Below are 16,723 nucleotides of genomic sequence, written 5' to 3' on the forward strand. Positions count from 1 at the left end.
CCCGCCTCGCATCGCTTGACTAGCCACCAGCCACTCCAGCCGAAGGCCAGAACCGCCATGACGAGACCCACGCCCGAGACCCTCGCCCACACCGCCCGCCGGGCCCGCGCGGCCGCCGACCCGACCGTCGACGTCGACCAGGCCGCCACGCGCACGGCCACCCCGGCCGTCCCGGCGGTACGGCCCGCCGCCGCGACCCCGATCTCCGGGGCCGGCTCGCTCGTGCGGTCCCTTGAGGCACTCGAGGTCGACGTCGTCTTCGGCATTCCGGGCGGCGCGATCCTGCCGGCGTACGACCCGCTCTACGACTCGACGGTCCGGCACATCCTGGTGCGGCACGAGCAGGGGGCGGGGCACGCGGCGACCGGCTACGCGCAGGCCACCGGCAAGGTCGGTGTCTGCATCGCCACCTCCGGCCCGGGCGCGACGAACCTGGTCACACCGATCGCCGACGCGTACATGGACTCGGTGGCGATGGTGGCGATCACCGGGCAGGTGGCCAGCCCGTTGATCGGCACCGACGGCTTCCAGGAGGCCGACATCCAGGGCATCACCCTGCCGATCACCAAGCACAACTTCCTCGTGCAGAACGCCGAGGAGATCCCCCGGGTGCTGGCCGAGGCGTTCCACCTGGCCAGCACGGGGCGACCCGGCCCGGTGCTTGTCGACATCCCCAAGGACGTGCTCCAGGCGTCGACCACGTTCTCCTGGCCGCCCACGTTGGACCTGCCCGGCTACCGGCCCACCCTGCACCCGCACGGCAAGCAGATCCGGGAGGCGGCGCGGTTGATGGCCGCGGCCCGGCGGCCGGTCCTCTACGTCGGTGGCGGGGTGCTCAAGGCCGGTGCCACCGACGGGCTGCGCCGGCTGGCCGAGCTGACCGGCATCCCGGTCGTCACCACGCTGATGGCGCTCGGGGCGTTCCCCGACTCGCACCAGCAGCACCTGGGGATGCCCGGCATGCACGGCACTGTCGCCGCGGTCTACGGCCTGCAGAAGGCGGACCTGATCGTCGCGCTGGGCGCACGTTTCGACGACCGGGTCACCGGCAAACTGGACTCGTTCGCCCCGGACGCGGCGGTGGTCCACGCGGACATCGACCCTGCCGAGATCGGCAAGAACCGGCACGTGGACGTGCCGATCGTCGGCGACGCCAAGCACGTCATCGACGAGCTGATCACCGCGGTCACCGCCGAGCGGTCGACGGGGCGCACCGCCGACCTCGGTGACTGGTGGACGCAGCTCGACGACCTGCGCAACCGTTACCCGCTGGGCTACGACGAGCCGGTCGACGGGACCCTGTCCCCGCAGTACGTGATCAAGCGGCTGGGCGAGATCGTCGGCCCGGACGCGATCTTCGTGGCCGGGGTGGGCCAGCACCAGATGTGGGCGTCGCAGTTCATCTCCTACGAGAAGCCGTACACCTGGTTGAATTCCGGCGGCCTCGGCACGATGGGCTACGCGGTCCCGGCGGCGATGGGCGCCAAGGTCGGCAAGCCCGACACGGTGGTCTGGGCGGTGGACGGGGACGGCTGCTTCCAGATGACCAACCAGGAGTTGGCCACCTGCGCGTTGGAGGGCATCCCGGTCAAGATCGCCGTTATCAACAACGGCAATCTCGGTATGGTCCGACAGTGGCAGACGCTGTTCTACAACGAGCGCTACTCCAACACCGAGCTCGGCACCCACAAGCACCGCATCCCCGACTTCGTCAAGCTCGCCGAGGCCCTGGGCTGCGTCGGGCTGCGGTGTGAGACCGCGGCTGACGTGGACAAGACCATCGCCGCTGCCATGGAGATCAACGACGCGCCCGTGGTGATCGACTTCGTGGTCGGCAAGGACGCGATGGTCTGGCCGATGGTCGCCGCCGGCACCAGCAACGACGAGATCATGTTCGCCCGTGGCGTCCGCCCGGTCTTCGACGAGGATGACATTTAATGACCATGCACACCCTGTCCGTGCTGGTGGAGAACAAGCCGGGCGTGCTCGCCCGAGTCTCCGGCCTGTTCTCCCGGCGCGGGTTCAACATCGACAGCCTCGCCGTCGGCGAGACCGAGAACCCGGACGTCTCCCGGATCACCATCGTTGTCAACGCGGAGTCGTCCCCGCTGGAGCAGGTCACCAAGCAGCTGAACAAGCTGGTCAACGTGCTCAAGATCGTCGAACTGGATCCGCAGGTCTCGGTTGCCCGGGAGTTGCTGCTGGTGAAGGTTCGCGCCGACCGGTCCGCGCGGTCGCAGGTGCTGGAGACCGTCAACCTGTTCCGCGCCCGGGTGGTCGACGTCGCACCGGACACGCTGACCATCGAGGCCACCGGCACCCCGGACAAGCTCGACGCGCTCCTGCGCGACCTCGAGTCCTTCGGCATCAAGGAAATGGTGCAGTCCGGGCTGGTGGCCATCGGGCGCGGCTCGCGTTCGATCACCGCCGGTCCCGCGCTGCGGGCCGCCTGACCTGCCACCGGTCGGCCCCTGCGGGCCGTCCCGGAATCCATCCGCACAGACCACGACGGGCCGCCCCGGCCGTCGTACGAAAGGGAAGTTCTCATGAGCGTTGAGGTGTACTACGACGACGATGCCGACCTCGGCCTGATCCAGGCCAAGAAGGTCGCGGTGATCGGTTACGGCAGCCAGGGCCACGCCCACGCGCTGTCGCTGCGGGACTCCGGCGTCGACGTGGTGATCGGTCTGCCGGAGGGCTCGAAGAGCCGTCCCAAGGCTGAGGAGCAGGGCCTGCGGGTGGTCACGCCGGCGCAGGCCGCCGCCGAGGCCGATGTGATCATGGTGCTCGCACCGGACACCGCCCAGCGCGGGATCTACGCGGAGTCGATCGCCCCGCACCTCGCCCCCGGCAAGGCCATCTTCTTCGGCCACGGCTTCAACATCCGGTACGGCCTGATCAAGCCGCCGGCCGAGGTGGACGTCGCCATGGTCGCGCCCAAGGGCCCCGGCCACCTGGTCCGCCGCCAGTACAGCGACGGCAAGGGCGTGCCCTGTCTCGTCGCCGTCGAGCAGGACGCCAGCGGCAACGCGCTCGCGCTCGCCCTCGCGTACGCGAAGGGGATCGGCGGCACCCGCGCGGGCGCGATCAAGACCACCTTCACCGAGGAGACCGAGACCGACCTCTTCGGCGAGCAGGCGGTGCTCTGCGGCGGCGCCTCGGCGCTGGTGCAGACCGGTTTCGAGGTGCTCACCGAGGCGGGCTACGCCCCGGAGGTCGCCTACTTCGAGTGCCTGCACGAGCTGAAGCTGATCGTCGACCTCATGTACGAGGGCGGCATCGCGAAGATGCGCTACAGCATCTCCGACACCGCCGAGTACGGCGACCTCTCCCGCGGCTCGCGCATCATCGACTCCCGGGTCAAGGACGAGATGCGCAAGATCCTGGGTGAGATCCAGTCCGGCGAGTTCGCCCGCGAGTGGGTCGCCGAGGACGAGGCCGGCCGGCCCAACTTCACCAAGTGGCAGGCCGAGGGTGCGGCGCACCCGATCGAGGAGACCGGCAAGAAGCTGCGCGGCATGATGAGCTGGGTGGACCGCCCGATCACCGAGACCGCCTGACCCGTTCGACAAGGGAACGGTCCACCAGCGGCCGGCGATCCAGCGCTCTCCCCAGCGCGGGTCGCCGGCCGCTGGCCGCAGCCCTTCCGTCAGCGGCTTTCCATCGCCTCGGCCTCAGAGGTGGCCCAGGCGGCCTTCTCGTACAGCCCGAGGGCCTTGAGAGTGCCGGCGAGCGTGCGTAGCGCGACGACCAGCCGTGGCTGATACCGAACGGGGTCGTGCTTGGCCAGCCAGCGGTAGTGCCCGACGGCCTCCTCGACCGCCGCCACTGCCGCGTCCTGTTCGCGAAGCCCCAGGTGGCACCGGGCGATCACGAACAACAGATTGCCGAGCGTCGGTCGGAACCGCAGTGGCTCCACACGGCTCATGTAGGTCAGGTCCTCGCGGGCACCCGTGGCCAGCGTCAGCGCTTCGGCGAACCGACGATGGGAGGCGAGGGAGTCCGCCAGCCCGCTCATCGCCTCGAGTCGGGCGGGCATGTACTTCAGCCGTTTCCAGAGGGGAAGCCGCCGGAACAACTCGACCGCCTCCTCCCGGGCGGCGAGCGCCTCGGCCGGCTCGCCCAGCACCGCCCGGCAGTAGCCGAGCACGGTGAGGGACCGGGCCAACTCCACCCGCTCACGGGCACCGAGTGGCGCGCACCGTAGCCAGGTCTCTCGGGCCTGGTCGGCGAGCGGCAGCGCGTCGCGGGGTGCGTCGGAGCGGAGTTGCATGGCCACCATCAGCTGCGCCGCGGCCAGGACGACGAGGCCGTCCCGGTCGGTCGCGTCCTCGACGTACCCGATCGCCTCCCGGCCCTGCGCGAGCGCGGATCCCACGGTGCTGTCGTCCGGGACCGAACCCTGCGCGACGAGCGCCCGCGCCAACCCCACCTCGTGCCGGCCCGGCCGGTCCTGGACCAGCCGCCGGTAGAGCGCGACCGCATCGTCCGCGGCGGCGGTGCGCCGGGGCACGAAGCTGCGTCGGATTTTCACCTGATGGGACCGGGTGACCAACGCCTCGGCCAGCTTCGGACCGAACCGCGCGAGATCGACGCGGGTCAGCTGTCGGAGCAGCGTGATGCGCACGGCGAGCGACAAGGGCGGATCCTCCCGCAGGGGTGTACCTCCGGTTGTAGTGGGCGCGAGCAACCGTGTCGGTCCGGTGAACGGCCGATGTCCGTCGACCGACCGGGCGTGTGAGGGCACTCACCCCGAAGACCGGAACACGCCGACCAGCGTGGCCCCTACGATCGCCTGTAGGTGCAGCAGCCGGCACCTGACGGCCACGGCACGGATCAGCGCAGGGCGCAGTGCGGCGCCCCCCGCCGCCCGGGCCGATCGCAAACACGACCTCTACGAGGACCGATGAATCCTGTCGTACTGATCGCCGAAGAACTCGCCCCCGCCGCCATCGAGGTGCTCGCCCACGACTTCGACGTCCGTCACGTCGACGGCACCGACCGTCCGGCCCTGCTCTCGGCGCTCTCCGAGGCCGACGCCGTCATCGTGCGCAGCGCGACCCAGATCGACGCCGAAGCGGTCGCCGCCGCGCCGCGACTCAAGGTGGTCGCCCGGGCGGGCGTCGGGCTGGACAACGTCGAGGTGCCGGCCGCCACCGCGCGGGGCGTCATGGTCGTCAACGCGCCCACCTCCAACATCGTCTCCGCCGCCGAGCAGGCCGTCGCGCTGCTGCTCGCCGTCGCCCGTAACACGGCGAGCGCCAGCTCCGCGCTCAAGGCGGGGGAGTGGAAGCGGTCGAAGTACACAGGCGTCGAGGTGCAGGGCAAGACCGTCGGCGTGGTGGGGCTTGGTCGTATCGGGGTGCTCTTCGCGCAGCGCATCGCCGCGTTCGGCACCCGGCTGATCGCGTACGACCCGTACATCCAGCCGGCCCGTGCGGCGCAGCTCGGCGTCCGCCTTGTCGGGCTGGAGGAGCTGCTGCGGGAGAGCGACTTCATCTCCATCCACCTGCCGAAGACGCCGGAGACGGTGGGCCTGATCGGTGAGAAGGAGCTGGCGATCGTCAAGCCCGGCGTTCGCATCGTCAACGCCGCCCGTGGCGGGCTGGTCGACGAGCAGGCGCTCGCGGACGCGATCGCCGAGGGCCGGGTCGCCGGCGCCGGTGTCGACGTGTACAGCAAGGAGCCGTGCACCTCGTCGCCGCTGTTCGCCTTCGACAACGTGGTGGCCACCCCGCACCTGGGCGCCTCCACCCACGAGGCACAGGACAAGGCCGGTCTCGCCGTGGCCAAGAGCGTCAAGCTGGCGTTGCAGGGCGAGTTCGTCCCGGACGCGGTGAACGTGCAGGCCGGCGGTGTGGTCGCCGAGGACGTTCGGCCGCTGCTGCCGCTGGCGGAGAAGCTGGGCCGGGCGTTCACCGCTGTCGCCGGTGGGGTCGCGGCGAGCGTCACTGTCGAGGTCCGCGGTGAGATCGTCAGCCACGACGTGTCGGTGCTCAAGCTCGCCGCCACCAAGGGCCTGTTCAGCTCCGTGGTCGAGGAGCAGGTCACCTACGTCAACGCCCCGCACCTGGCCGCCGAGCGTGGCGTCGAGGTCACCCTTGCCGCCCTGGCCGAGACGGCCGAGCAGCCGACCCTGGTCACGGTGCGCGGCGCGCTGCCTGACGGTCGGACGGTCAGTGTCTCGGGCACTGTCACCCACTCCGGCGCTCGGGACGTCCTGAAGCTGACCGAGGTGGACGGCTTCGACGTGGAGATCGGCGCGGAGGGCATCCTGCTCTTCCTGCGCTACGCCGACCGGCCCGGTGTGGTCGGCACCGTCGGGACCCTGCTCGGCGAGTCGGGCATCAACATCGCCGCCATGCAGGTGGCTCGTCGGGAGGCGGGCGGTGAGACGCTGATGACGCTCACCGTCGACCAGGCGCTCGGCGCTGAGCTGCTCACCTCGGCCGCCGAGTCGATCGGCGCCACGGCGGCCAGCGCCGCCGACCTGCGCGACGAGTAGTAGACGACAAGCACCGTGGGGGGCCTGGCGATTCGCCGGGCCCCTCGTCATTTCCCCGTTGGTGCCGCCGGTCTTGTCAGCCGGGCAGTCGCGCCGGCGGCGGGTAGACCGAGCCGTCCTGCGGGTCGAACAGCATCAGCCCGTGCTCGCCGGCCAGCCGCTCGATGTCCAGTAGCACCTGATCCGCGCAGGTCGGATGCAGGTTCAGCTCGACGTGGTCGTGGGCCGCGTGCAGCGGCGCCACCGCCCACGGGCTGTTCGGGCCGGGGTGACGGTCCGGATAGGACGCGGTGATCGCCCGGTAGAAGCTGACCACCCGCGGGTCGGGGTAGCGGTCCACGTGCCGTCCCTGTCGGCAACCGTCGACCGCTGTCCGCACGTCCTCGGGCGTCGCCCCGTCCTCCAGGGCCCACACGCTCAGATCGAAACTCACGGCCGATAGCGTGCCATCCGCCGTTCACCATGTCGAAACTGCCTCGCCGCCGGTCAACCGTCGATCACCGCGGGCTCCGGCCGGGACGGTCCGGTGTGGAGACTCTTGCGTCGAGTTGCGTCGATTCGCTAGCGTACGCACTGCGGTCACTGGCCGAGTTCGAGGCGCCGGCCCGTCTTCGGGTGGCGCGGTCGACGTCCGGCCCGACCGGTCCGCACCCCTCGGTTGTGCGAGCCACGCGCACTCGTCGCTGACCGGCCCCCACTGTCGTTGCCGAGACGGTGGGGGCCGATCGCGCGCCCGACCAGATCAGCGACGGTGTGCGAAGAGCGCGCGATAGTCGGAGTTGCCCCGGAACCACGCCAGGCCGGTGGGGCCGGCCGCGTAGAGCGCTGTGGCGTAGGCGTCGGCGATCGCCAGATCGGGGCCCACAACGGTGGCGGCGACGAGGTGATCGGCCGGCTCGCCGGTGTGCGGGTCCACCACGTGCCCCTGCCGCCCGGTCACCCCGGAGGTGCCGACCGCGCCGGCGGTCATCTCCAGCACCAGCGGCGCGCGCTCGGGTGCGGTCGGGTGGTGCACCGCGACCCGCCAGGGCCCGCCGTGCGGCGCGCGACCCCGGACGACGAGGTCAGCGCCAGCGAGTACGGCGTAGTCGTGGATGCCGGCGGCGCGCAGTCGCTCCGCTGCGCGTTCCACCGCCCAACCGCCGAGCAGGCCGCCCGGATCGAAGCCGCCGGGCACTGCCCAGGCGTCGAACCACCCGTCGGTGGCCGCCCGCATCGCGGCGCAGCGGTCCACGAGATCGGCGAGCGGCGGGTACGACTCGGGGCTGATCTCGTCCCGACGCAGCCGGGAGACCAGGCTCTCCGGGCGGTTGGGGCCGTAGGTGAGGTCGATGGCGCGCAGCTCGGCGACGCTGTCCCGCAGCGCCTCGCCCACCCCCCGGCGGCCGAGCCACTCGGGTGCGTTGAGTAGCAGGGTGTACTCGGCGGTCGCGGTGCGTACGGTGTGCTGCACCGCGATCCGGCCCTCGGTGGCGGCGGCCGGGTCGATCCGGTGCCGGCGGCTGCCGAGTCGAAAATCCGGCCGACGGTTGCGGAACGCGGACGGGTCCGGCCAGCGGGTCCGTGGCTGCTCGTCGATGCGCATCGCATCTGCCCCCTCGCACGTGGCGCCGCGTCCTCGCGACCCCGTTGCTCAGCGGGCCCCCGCGACCCGCTGGGTACTACCGTAGGCAGCGGAGATGACCGCCCCATGAGTCCCAGCTGAGAGGGTGCTGTGCATTCCCGCGTCCCATATCGTGGACGCAGCGTACCGGGAGGCGGGACGGCGACGTACCGTTGCCCGAACGGAACCGTTGAGCAGAGGAGTGCGGTCGTGGCGCGGATCGCGGTGGTGGCCGGAGACGGCATCGGGCCCGAGGTGGTCGCGCAGGCCCGCAAGGTCCTCGACGCGGTGCTGCCCGACGTGCAGGCCACCGAGTACGACCTCGGTGCCGCCCGCTGGCACCGTACCGGAGAGGTGCTGCCCGACTCGGTGCTGGCCGAGCTGGCCGGGCACGACGCGATCCTGCTCGGCGCGGTCGGTGACCCGACGGTCCCACCGGGTGTGCTGGAGCGGGGCCTGCTGCTCAAGCTCCGCTTCGCCTTCGACCAGTACGTCAACCTGCGCCCGTCCCGGCTCTGGCCCGGGGTCGCCGGCCCGCTGGGCAACGTGAAGCCGGGCGAGGTCGACCTCGTGGTGGTGCGCGAGGGCACCGAGGGGCTCTACGCCGGTGCCGGTGGTTCCCTGCACCGGGACACCCCGGCCGAGGTCGCCACCGAGGAGAGCCTGAACACCCGGCACGGCGTGGAGCGGGTGATCCGCGACGCGTTCGCCCGCGCCGGCCGCCGGGAGCGGCGCAAGGTCACCCTCGTGCACAAGACCAACGTGCTGACCCACGCCGGGTCGCTCTGGGCGCGCACGTTCGACGCGGTCGCCGCCGAGCACCCGGACGTCGCCACCGAGTACCAGCACGTCGACGCGGCGGCCATGTTCCTGGTCACCCAGCCGCAGCGCTACGACGTGGTGGTCACCGACAACCTCTTCGGCGACATCCTCACCGACATCGCCGCGGCCGTCACCGGGGGCATCGGGCTGGCCGCCAGCGGCTGCATCAACCCCGAGGGGGCGTACCCCTCGATGTTCGAGCCGGTGCACGGCTCGGCGCCGGACATCGCCGGGCAGGGCATCGCCGACCCGGTCGCCGCGGTGCTCTCCGCCGCGTTGCTGCTGGAGCAGCTCGGGCACAGCGAGTCCGCCGCCCGGGTCAATGCGGCGGTCGCCGCCGAGCTGGCCAGCCGGGTTCCGGGCGTGACGCTGCGTACCGAAGAGGTAGGCGACCGGCTTGCCGCCCACGCCGTAGCCTGACCTTCCCGACCCGAGTGGCGACCGGCCCGCGGCCGGTCTGCCCGGGCGGACCGGCCCACCGGACCGGCGCTACCGGCTGAACGACCGTTCGGGGTAAGTTTCTGGCACAGCCATGTCGGTGTGCGGTCCCGCATGCCGTTGTTCCGCAGGGAGGTCCGCGCGATGAGCGGTGGTGACAAGCTCGACTTCGAGATCCGTCCGAATGCCGCGCCGGTATCCGCTGCCGACCGGGCCGCCCTGATGGCCAACCCCGGTTTCGGCCGCGTCTTCACCGACCACATGGTCACCGTCCGCTACGCCGACGGCAAGGGCTGGTACGACGCACGGGTGGAGGCGCGAGGCCCGATCCCGATGGACCCGGCCAGCGCGGTGCTGCACTACGCGCAGGAGATCTTCGAGGGGCTCAAGGCGTACCGCACGGCCGACGGTGGCGTGACGATGTTCCGGCCGGACGCCAACGCCGCCCGCTTCGCCACCTCCGCGCAGCGGATGGCGATGCCGGTGCTGCCGCCGGAGGTGTTCGTCGACTCGCTGCACAAGCTCATCGAGATCGACCGGGAGTGGATCCCCACCGGCGAGGACGGCAGCCTCTACCTGCGGCCGTTCATGTTCGCCAGCGAGGTCTTCCTCGGCGTCCGCCCGGCCAACGAGTACCTCTACATGGTGATCGCCTCACCGGTCGGGGCGTACTTCACCGGTGGCGTCAAGCCGGTCACCGTCTGGGTCTCCCCGGACTACACCCGGGCCGCGCCCGGTGGCACCGGCGCCGCCAAGTGCGGCGGCAACTACGCCGCGTCGCTGGCGGCCCAGGCGGAGGCCATCGAGGCCGGCTGTGACCAGGTGGTCTTCCTGGACGCGGTGGAGCGTCGCTTCGTCGACGAACTGGGCGGCATGAACGTCTTCTTCGTCTACGACGACGGCACTGTGGTCACCCCACCGTTGACCGGCACGATCCTGCCGGGCATCACCCGCGACGCCGTCCTCACGCTGGCCGGCGCGGCCGGGCACCAGGTCGAGGAGCGGCCGGTCAGCTTCGCCGACTGGCAGGCCGACGCCGCCAGCGGTCGCCTCCGTGAGGTGTTCGCCTGCGGCACCGCAGCGGTGGTCACCCCGATCGGCGGGGTCCGCTTCCCGGACGGCGAGTTCCTGATCGGTGGTGGCGAACCCGGCCGGGTCACCATGGCCCTGCGTCAGCAGCTGGTCGACATCCAGCGGGGCAAGGCGGCCGACCCGCACGGCTGGGTGCAGCGGGTCTTCTGACCTCAGTCACCGCGCCGGCCCGTCCACCCGGACGGGCCGCCGCGGTCGGCCTACGCGTCGGTGGGCTGCTCCTGGGCGGGCTCGTCGAGCAGGTGGTCACGGAGCGCGGCGAGCTGCTCGTCGGTCACCCCCGCGTGACGCAGGTACGCCTCGACCGAGCCGTGCCCCGCGCGCAGCTCGTCGAGGAAGATCTGCATCGCCTCGGCGGGTGAGCTCAGGAACGGCGCCGGCACGTCCACCCCGCCCGGGGTGACTGAGGCCAGCCAGGCGCTGTACCGGGCCGACGCCGCACTGCTCAACGCGTAGTCAGCGGTGATGTCCGCGTCGTCGACGCCGAGCACGGCGAGGGTCAGCGCGCAGACGATGCCGGTGCGGTCCTTGCCGGCGACACAGTGCACCACCGCCGGGGCGTTGGTGGAGTCGGCGATCAGCCCGACCGCCTCGGCCAGCCCGGCGGTGCCGGTCTGGGCCAGGTCGGCGTACCGGTCCGCGAGGTACCGGGCCAGGCTCGCGCCCTCCTCGTGCGGCGTACCCGCCCAGTCGGCGTGCTCCGGGTGGATGTGCCGGTAGGTCAGTCCCTGGTACGCCGGCACCCGGCCGTCCCGCTCCACCTCGGTGGGGCGGCGCAGGTCGATGACGGTGCGGATCCCGATCGCGGCGAACGCGTCCCGGTCCTGCTCGGTGAGGCGGTGCAGCGAGTCGGAGCGGTAGAGCCGGCCTCGGCGTACGGGTCGGTCGTCGTGGCCGACGTAGCCACCGACGTCGCGGAAGTTGAAGGTGGCAGGAAGCGAGAGCTGGGGGTCGTTCTCGGTGACGTCCACGCTCACACGGTAACGGCCGGTGGGACAGCGTCCCACCGGCCGTCGGGCCGAACAGTCACCGTGCGGTGCCGGGTGGGAGCGCGCCGTACGTCTCGTCGTAGTAGCCACCCAGCTGATCCCGGTAGCTCGGGTCGCTGTGGCTGGCCTCGTCGTACTCGGGGGCGGCCTTGATCTGGTCCCGCGTTCGGTCGACGGAGACGGTGCGCTGGTCGTGGTCGACCTGGTTGACGGTGCCGGCCGGCAACATCACCTTCTTGCCGAAGATCCAGGGCCCGGTGTCCACGACCAGATAGCTGCCGCCCACCTCGTGACTGGCGCTGTCGATCTTGCCGATGCCGCCGTCGGTGGCCTCGACCTTGTAGCCGACCAGGTCGGCGTCGGCCACGCCGGCCTGGTCCCGGTAGCGCCAGGGGTCGAACGTGCCGGCCGGCGCGCCGCCGGGCACCGCGCCCTGGTCGCCGCCGCGCAGCGGGTCCGGCCCGGCGTGGGTGGCGTGCGGATCGATCCTGTCCATGCCGTTCACTCCTGACTGTCACCGATCAACTCATGTCTCCGCAGGAGCTACCCGGCCGTCGGGGGCCGGAAACGGCGACCGGCTCAGGCCAGTGCGGCCTCGGCGTCCAGGGTGACCGCCGCGGCGTGCACCACTGCGGAGATCCGCAGAGCCTCGTGCAGCTGCTCCCGGGTGAAGCCGATGCTGCGCAGCTTCTTCTCGTGCAACTCCAGGCACACCCCGCAGCCGGCGATGGCCGACACGGCGAGGCACCAGAGCTCGAAGTCGCCCTTGTCCACCCCCGGCCTCGCGATGATCTGCATCCGCAGTCGGGCCGGCATCGAGGCGTACTGCTCGTCGCCGATCAGGTGCTTGGCCCGGTAGTAGATGTTGTTCATCGCCATGATCGCCGCAGCGCCCTTGGCCGCCTCGACACCCTCCGGCCCGAGGTGCCCGAGAGCCTCGGCCGCGATCTCCCGCAGCACCACCGGGTTGCGGGCGGTCACCGCACAGGCCAGCGCGGTGCCCCAGCTCTGCGCCGGGGTCAACGCCGAGGTGCCGATGGTGGAGCCCAGGTTGAGCCTGATGTCAGTGGCGTACTCAGGCAGGGCTGCCGTGATCGCGTCCAGGCCCATGGTCAGACCCCGGCGGCGCAGAGGGTCTCGTCGGCGATCTTCGTCGGGCTGATGGAGGTGAAGTCCATCGGCCCGACGAAGACCACACACCACGTGCCCTCGTGGGACGTGTGGTTGATCGTCTTGGACGCGTTGTTGGCGCCCAGCGATACGCAGGCGGCGAGTCCGTGCTCAGGTAAGCGGTCACTGACGGTGAGCACAGGTCCTCCTTGCAGACGACGCGGTGGCCGTCATCGGATCCGTTCCAGATGCTTCCGCACGGCAGTTTCCGCCAATGAGTGGCCCGTTGGCTTGTGAAGCCGATCACGAGCGGCGGCCCGGTGCGAACGAACTCTCCGTCACCATCCCGCTATGTGGATTGTTTCTCCCAAAACAGGGGAGGGGTGGCAGAGTAGCCACCGTGACCAGCACCGCCCTGATTATTGCGACCTAGCGCGCCGGCTCTCCCCTCTGCCGAGCGCGCAGACCTCCCGCATCCGCGGGAGGTCTTTTTGTTGCTCCGAGAAAGGATCCTGATGACGTTCCAGGTCTTCGACACCACGTTGCGCGACGGCGCCCAGCGCGAGGGGCTCACCTACTCGGTGGTCGACAAGCTGGCAGTGGCCCGACTGCTCGACGAGTTCGGCGTCGGCTTCATCGAGGGCGGCTGGCCGGGCGCGGTACCCAAGGACACCGAGTTCTTCCGCCGCGCCCGCACCGAACTGGACCTGCGGCACGCCGTACTCGTCGCGTTCGGCGCCACCCGCAAGGCCGGGGTTCCGGTCGCGGACGACCCCCAGGTGCGCGCCCTGCTGGATGCGCAGACGCCGGCGGTGGCCCTGGTCGCCAAGGCCGACACCCGGCATGTCGAGCGCGCGCTGCGCACCACCGGCGCGGAGAACCTCGCGATGATCCACGACACCGTCAACCATCTCGTCCGCGAGGGCCGACGGGTCTTCGTCGACGGCGAACACTTCTTCGACGGCTACCGGCACGACCCCGCGTACGGCGCGGCAGTGGTGCAGACCGCGCTCGCCGCCGGCGCCGAGCGGATGGTGCTCTGCGACACCAACGGCGGCATGCTGCCGTCCCAGGTGACCGCAGTGATCCGCGACCTGACCGACCGGCTGGGGATCGACGCCGCGCTGCTCGGTATGCACGCCCAGAACGACACCGCCTGCGCGGTGGCCAACACGATCGCCGCGGTGGAGGCGGGCGTCCGCCACGTGCAGGGCACCGCCAACGGGTACGGCGAACGCCCGGGCAACGCCGACATCTTCGCTGTCGTCGCCAACCTCCAACTCAAGCTCGGCATGCCCGTCCTACCGGAGGGCTGCCTGGCGCAGATGGTGCGGGTCTCGCACGCCATCGCCGAGATCGCCAACATCGCCCCCGACACCCACCAGGCGTACGCCGGGGCCGCTGCCTTCGCCCACAAGGCGGGGTTGCACGCGAGCGCGATCAAGGTCGACCCGTTGCTCTACAACCACGTGGACCCGTCGGTGGTGGGCAACGACATGCGGATCCTGGTCACCGAGATGGCCGGTCGGGCCAGCGTCGAGCTCAAGAGTCGTGAGCTCGGCCTGGACCTGGCCGGCAGCCCGGAAGCCCTGACCCGGGTCACCAAGCGGGTCAAGGAGTTGGAGGCGGGGGGCTGGTCCTTCGAGGCGGCCGATGCCTCCTTCGAGTTGCTGGTCCGCTCCGAGCTGCCGGAGGGCAGCCCCGCTCGACCGTTCACCCTGGAGTCGTACCGGGTGTTGGTCGAGCACCGCGAGGACGGCGCGGTGGTCTCCGAGGCGACCGTCAAGATCCGGGTTCGCGGTGAGCGGGTGATCGCCACCGCCGAGGGCAACGGCCCGGTCAACGCCCTCGACGAGGCGCTGCGGGTGGGGCTGACGCGGCACTATCCGCAGCTGCGTGACTTCGAGTTGGCCGACTACAAGGTGCGCATCCTGGAGGGCAGCCACGGCACCGGCGCGGTCACCCGGGTGCTGCTGGAAACCTCCGACGGCAGCGGTCGGGACTGGACCACCGTCGGCGTCCACCCCAACGTCGTCGAGGCCAGCTGGCACGCCCTGGTGGACGCCCTCACCTACGGCCTGGCCCCCGCCTCCGTCTAACCCCACCCCCTCCCTTCCCCCGCCCACCCCGCCCTCGCGATCTTGCACTTTGTGTCGACGGGATGCGGCTTATGTCGCTGATGTCGGGACAGTAAGTGCAAGATCGACGGGGTGGGGGCGGGGGCGGGGTGGGGGTGGTGAGTGGTCAGGGGGTGGGGAGGGTGAGGGTGGCTTGGACGGGGCGGTGGTCGCTGCCGGGGAGGTTCAGCACCTTCACCGAGTGGACCGCTATGCGGTGGTCGACCAGGACGTGGTCGATGGTGACGGGTGGGATGAGGTCGCCGTCGTACGGACCCCAGGTGCCGGTCAGGCCCTGCCCGGTGGCGTCGGCGGCGTCGACGTAACCAGTGCGCAGCAGGGCCCGCAGTGGACTGTGGTCGAGGGTCGCGTTGAAGTCTCCGGCGAGGATCCGCAGGCCACCGTCCGGGGTGGCCGGTGGTTGGGCGGTCAGGTCGGCACGCCAGGCGCCCACCTGGTCCAGCGCGTACGGCGCCGAGGGGTGGGCCGACTCGACGCGGACCGGGGGCCCGCCGGGGACGGACACCGTCGCGTACGCCTGGCTGAAGCCCCACCCCTCAAGGTTGCGTCGGACGCCGACGTCGGTGAGCGGCCACCGTGAGTAGAGCCCGGAGCCGGCGGTGCCGACCTCCGCGTTGAGCTGCCGGTGCGGCAGCAGCGTGTCCAGGCCGAGCCGATCCAGTGCGGCCTGCGCGTCCGGGGTGAACTCCTGCACGGTGAGCACGTCCACCTGGTGTCGGCGGACCAGCTCCACAAGCGTTCCCGCGTCACCGGCGCCGGCGAGCAGATTGGCGGTGAGCAGCCGCACTGTCGGCCCGGCCGCCGTCGGCTGCGGGCTCGCCAGCGCCCGAGGTGTGACGGTGCCGAGCAACGCCACCGCCGCCAGGGCCGCGAGCGCCGCCGGCCACCAGCGCCGCAGGGCGAGCGTGAGGGCCAGGACCAGCACGCTGGCCCCCGCGACGTACGGCGTGAAGGCGAACGCCTGCACCAACGGTCCCCGGTCCAGGCCGAGCAGTCGGGCCACTGCCCAGAGGGCGGTGGGTACGACGGCAAGCCAGCAGAGCACCGTGCCGAGCCGAGCGTTCCGGCGCGCGGGCGGAGCGTCGATGATCACGAGAATGATCGTAGTCGGGCCCGGCGAAGCCATTTCATGAATGGTGGTGCGCTCACATTTCACAATTATCTGACGGCTGGTTGACAGTCCGGAAAAGCGAGATCAACTATTGACTGGCGGCTTTTTCCGGTGCTACGTTCCATCTGGCTTAAACGACGCAACTCTGAGTAGTATCCGCAGCTCAGAGGGGATGCAGATTGTTGAGAAACCAATCTCTTCGGGTGTGAGCGAGGCAGCTTTACCTCGCCCAGCCGTCGTCGTACGCCTATTCATGGGCAGTCATCCGTCCCGCCCCGCGGGTCGGCCGAATTCGCACGGTCACACAAGGGGGACCTGTCATGAGCACATCCTTCCGACGTAAGGTGGCGGCGGTCACGTTCGCTGTCCTGGGGCTCAGTCTCGCCGGTGGGGGCATCGCTATCGCCCAGCCGTCGGCGAAAGCGCCGCAGGAAGCGGTCCAGCCGGCGGCACGCGGCACGAACGCCCAGCCGCCGGTCAGCGCCGAGTCGGCGCGCATCGCGAAAGCCGCGCTGAAGGCGGGTGCGGCCACCCCACTGGTGGCCACCAACGTCTTCACCGTCGTCAACTCCAACGGCACCAAAGCGCGCGGCGGCGGCACCGTGGTCAAGTACGGCGTCGGGGAGTACGAGGTGATCTTCGGCCACACCGTCTCGGCCGGCGCCTTCCTGGCCACCCTTTCCCTGTCCGGCTCCTGCTGCATCCCGCCCGGTGGCGAGGTCTCGGTCGCCCCGCGGATCCTGACACCCAACGCGGTCTTCGTGCAGACCCGCAACTCCTTCGGGACCCCGGCCAACCTGGGCTTCACACTGCTCACCCACACACCCTGACCGAACCGACACCTGACACCCGGCCCCCGTCGCCTCCGGCGCGGGGGCCGGACCCTGTCCGCCCGGCGCGGGCTGCCCGGCCGGG

16 protein-coding genes are annotated in these 16,723 nt (G+C 71.1%); 8 read left to right on the forward strand and 8 right to left on the reverse strand.

The window, feature by feature from the left end:
* Nucleotides 1-57: 57 nt before the first annotated feature.
* From IW249_RS15765 to ilvC, 3 genes are all read left to right on the forward strand, one after another.
* On the forward strand, nucleotides 58-1,938 hold the full coding sequence (locus IW249_RS15765; protein WP_196921458.1) for an acetolactate synthase large subunit: 1,881 nt from the start codon (nucleotides 58-60) through the stop codon (nucleotides 1,936-1,938).
* Nucleotides 1,938-2,453, forward strand: a complete 516-nt coding sequence (gene ilvN, locus IW249_RS15770) for an acetolactate synthase small subunit (protein WP_124815780.1) — start codon at nucleotides 1,938-1,940, stop codon at nucleotides 2,451-2,453. The genes IW249_RS15765 and ilvN overlap by 1 nt, the downstream gene beginning before the upstream one ends.
* A gap of 93 nt (nucleotides 2,454-2,546) precedes the next feature.
* On the forward strand, nucleotides 2,547-3,560 hold the full coding sequence (gene ilvC, locus IW249_RS15775; protein WP_112625850.1) for a ketol-acid reductoisomerase: 1,014 nt from the start codon (nucleotides 2,547-2,549) through the stop codon (nucleotides 3,558-3,560).
* A gap of 89 nt (nucleotides 3,561-3,649) precedes the next feature.
* Here the strand turns inward: ilvC and IW249_RS15780 are convergent, their stop codons facing one another.
* A complete protein-coding gene (locus tag IW249_RS15780) occupies nucleotides 3,650-4,639 on the reverse strand; it encodes a hypothetical protein (protein ID WP_196921459.1) in 990 nt (329 codons plus the stop codon).
* Nucleotides 4,640-4,906: 267 nt separating this feature from the next.
* Between IW249_RS15780 and serA the strand changes: the two genes are divergently transcribed.
* Entirely contained in the window at nucleotides 4,907-6,505 is a 1,599-nt protein-coding gene (gene serA / locus IW249_RS15785; RefSeq protein WP_196921460.1) for a phosphoglycerate dehydrogenase, read from the forward strand.
* 76 nt (nucleotides 6,506-6,581) lie between these two features.
* Here serA and IW249_RS15790 read toward each other — a convergent pair whose 3' ends face one another.
* The gene (locus IW249_RS15790; RefSeq protein ID WP_124774447.1) at nucleotides 6,582-6,938 is read right to left on the reverse strand and encodes a hypothetical protein; all 357 of its coding nucleotides are present in this window, start codon (nucleotides 6,936-6,938) and stop codon (nucleotides 6,582-6,584) included.
* Nucleotides 6,939-7,247: 309 nt separating this feature from the next.
* Nucleotides 7,248-8,090: an FAD:protein FMN transferase gene (locus tag IW249_RS15795; RefSeq protein WP_196921461.1), complete on the reverse strand. Its 843-nt coding sequence runs from the start codon at nucleotides 8,088-8,090 to the stop codon at nucleotides 7,248-7,250.
* Nucleotides 8,091-8,318: 228 nt separating this feature from the next.
* On the opposite strand from IW249_RS15795, the gene IW249_RS15800 reads away from it, so the two are divergent.
* Nucleotides 8,319-9,350 carry a 3-isopropylmalate dehydrogenase gene (locus IW249_RS15800; protein ID WP_196921462.1) on the forward strand — a complete coding sequence of 344 codons (1,032 nt, stop codon included), beginning with the start codon at nucleotides 8,319-8,321 and terminating at the stop codon, nucleotides 9,348-9,350.
* 162 nt (nucleotides 9,351-9,512) lie between these two features.
* The gene (locus IW249_RS15805; RefSeq protein ID WP_196921463.1) at nucleotides 9,513-10,610 is read left to right on the forward strand and encodes a branched-chain amino acid aminotransferase; all 1,098 of its coding nucleotides are present in this window, start codon (nucleotides 9,513-9,515) and stop codon (nucleotides 10,608-10,610) included.
* Nucleotides 10,611-10,660: 50 nt separating this feature from the next.
* Here IW249_RS15805 and IW249_RS15810 read toward each other — a convergent pair whose 3' ends face one another.
* The 4 genes from IW249_RS15810 to IW249_RS15825 form a co-directional block, all read right to left on the reverse strand.
* Nucleotides 10,661-11,467 carry a tyrosine-protein phosphatase gene (locus IW249_RS15810; protein WP_196921464.1) on the reverse strand — a complete coding sequence of 269 codons (807 nt, stop codon included), beginning with the start codon at nucleotides 11,465-11,467 and terminating at the stop codon, nucleotides 10,661-10,663.
* A 19-nt stretch (nucleotides 11,468-11,486) separates the two neighbouring features.
* Nucleotides 11,487-11,945 carry a PRC-barrel domain containing protein gene (locus tag IW249_RS15815; RefSeq protein WP_196921465.1) on the reverse strand — a complete coding sequence of 153 codons (459 nt, stop codon included), beginning with the start codon at nucleotides 11,943-11,945 and terminating at the stop codon, nucleotides 11,487-11,489.
* An 83-nt stretch (nucleotides 11,946-12,028) separates the two neighbouring features.
* The gene (gene ahpD / locus IW249_RS15820; RefSeq protein WP_196921466.1) at nucleotides 12,029-12,559 is read right to left on the reverse strand and encodes an alkylhydroperoxidase, AhpD family; all 531 of its coding nucleotides are present in this window, start codon (nucleotides 12,557-12,559) and stop codon (nucleotides 12,029-12,031) included.
* 2 nt (nucleotides 12,560-12,561) lie between these two features.
* Nucleotides 12,562-12,759 carry a hypothetical protein gene (locus tag IW249_RS15825; protein ID WP_196921467.1) on the reverse strand — a complete coding sequence of 66 codons (198 nt, stop codon included), beginning with the start codon at nucleotides 12,757-12,759 and terminating at the stop codon, nucleotides 12,562-12,564.
* A 315-nt stretch (nucleotides 12,760-13,074) separates the two neighbouring features.
* Between IW249_RS15825 and cimA the strand changes: the two genes are divergently transcribed.
* Complete coding sequence (gene cimA / locus IW249_RS15830; RefSeq protein WP_196921468.1) at nucleotides 13,075-14,658, forward strand: citramalate synthase; 1,584 nt, start codon at nucleotides 13,075-13,077, stop codon at nucleotides 14,656-14,658.
* A gap of 145 nt (nucleotides 14,659-14,803) precedes the next feature.
* Here the strand turns inward: cimA and IW249_RS15835 are convergent, their stop codons facing one another.
* Nucleotides 14,804-15,787, reverse strand: coding sequence for an endonuclease/exonuclease/phosphatase family protein (locus IW249_RS15835; protein ID WP_372433041.1), 984 nt, complete (start codon nucleotides 15,785-15,787; stop codon nucleotides 14,804-14,806).
* 341 nt (nucleotides 15,788-16,128) lie between these two features.
* On the opposite strand from IW249_RS15835, the gene IW249_RS15840 reads away from it, so the two are divergent.
* The gene (locus IW249_RS15840) at nucleotides 16,129-16,638 is read left to right on the forward strand and encodes a hypothetical protein (protein WP_196921470.1); all 510 of its coding nucleotides are present in this window, start codon (nucleotides 16,129-16,131) and stop codon (nucleotides 16,636-16,638) included.
* Nucleotides 16,639-16,723: the final 85 nt, after the last annotated feature.

Origin of the sequence: Micromonospora vinacea, assembly GCF_015751785.1 — a bacterium.
In the GTDB taxonomy this organism is placed as follows: Bacteria; Actinomycetota; Actinomycetes; order Mycobacteriales; family Micromonosporaceae; genus Micromonospora; species Micromonospora vinacea.

Coding starts and splice junctions, on each gene's coding strand:
- IW249_RS15765 (WP_196921458.1), top strand. CDS start 58: ATGACGAGACCCACGCCCGAGACCCTCGCCCACACCGCCCGCCGGGCC.
- ilvN (WP_124815780.1), top strand. CDS start 1,938: ATGACCATGCACACCCTGTCCGTGCTGGTGGAGAACAAGCCGGGCGTG.
- ilvC (WP_112625850.1), top strand. CDS start 2,547: ATGAGCGTTGAGGTGTACTACGACGACGATGCCGACCTCGGCCTGATC.
- serA (WP_196921460.1), top strand. CDS start 4,907: ATGAATCCTGTCGTACTGATCGCCGAAGAACTCGCCCCCGCCGCCATC.
- IW249_RS15795 (WP_196921461.1), bottom strand. CDS start 8,090: ATGCGCATCGACGAGCAGCCACGGACCCGCTGGCCGGACCCGTCCGCG.
- IW249_RS15805 (WP_196921463.1), top strand. CDS start 9,513: ATGAGCGGTGGTGACAAGCTCGACTTCGAGATCCGTCCGAATGCCGCG.
- IW249_RS15815 (WP_196921465.1), bottom strand. CDS start 11,945: ATGGACAGGATCGATCCGCACGCCACCCACGCCGGGCCGGACCCGCTG.
- ahpD (WP_196921466.1), bottom strand. CDS start 12,559: ATGGGCCTGGACGCGATCACGGCAGCCCTGCCTGAGTACGCCACTGAC.
- cimA (WP_196921468.1), top strand. CDS start 13,075: ATGACGTTCCAGGTCTTCGACACCACGTTGCGCGACGGCGCCCAGCGC.
- IW249_RS15840 (WP_196921470.1), top strand. CDS start 16,129: ATGAGCACATCCTTCCGACGTAAGGTGGCGGCGGTCACGTTCGCTGTC.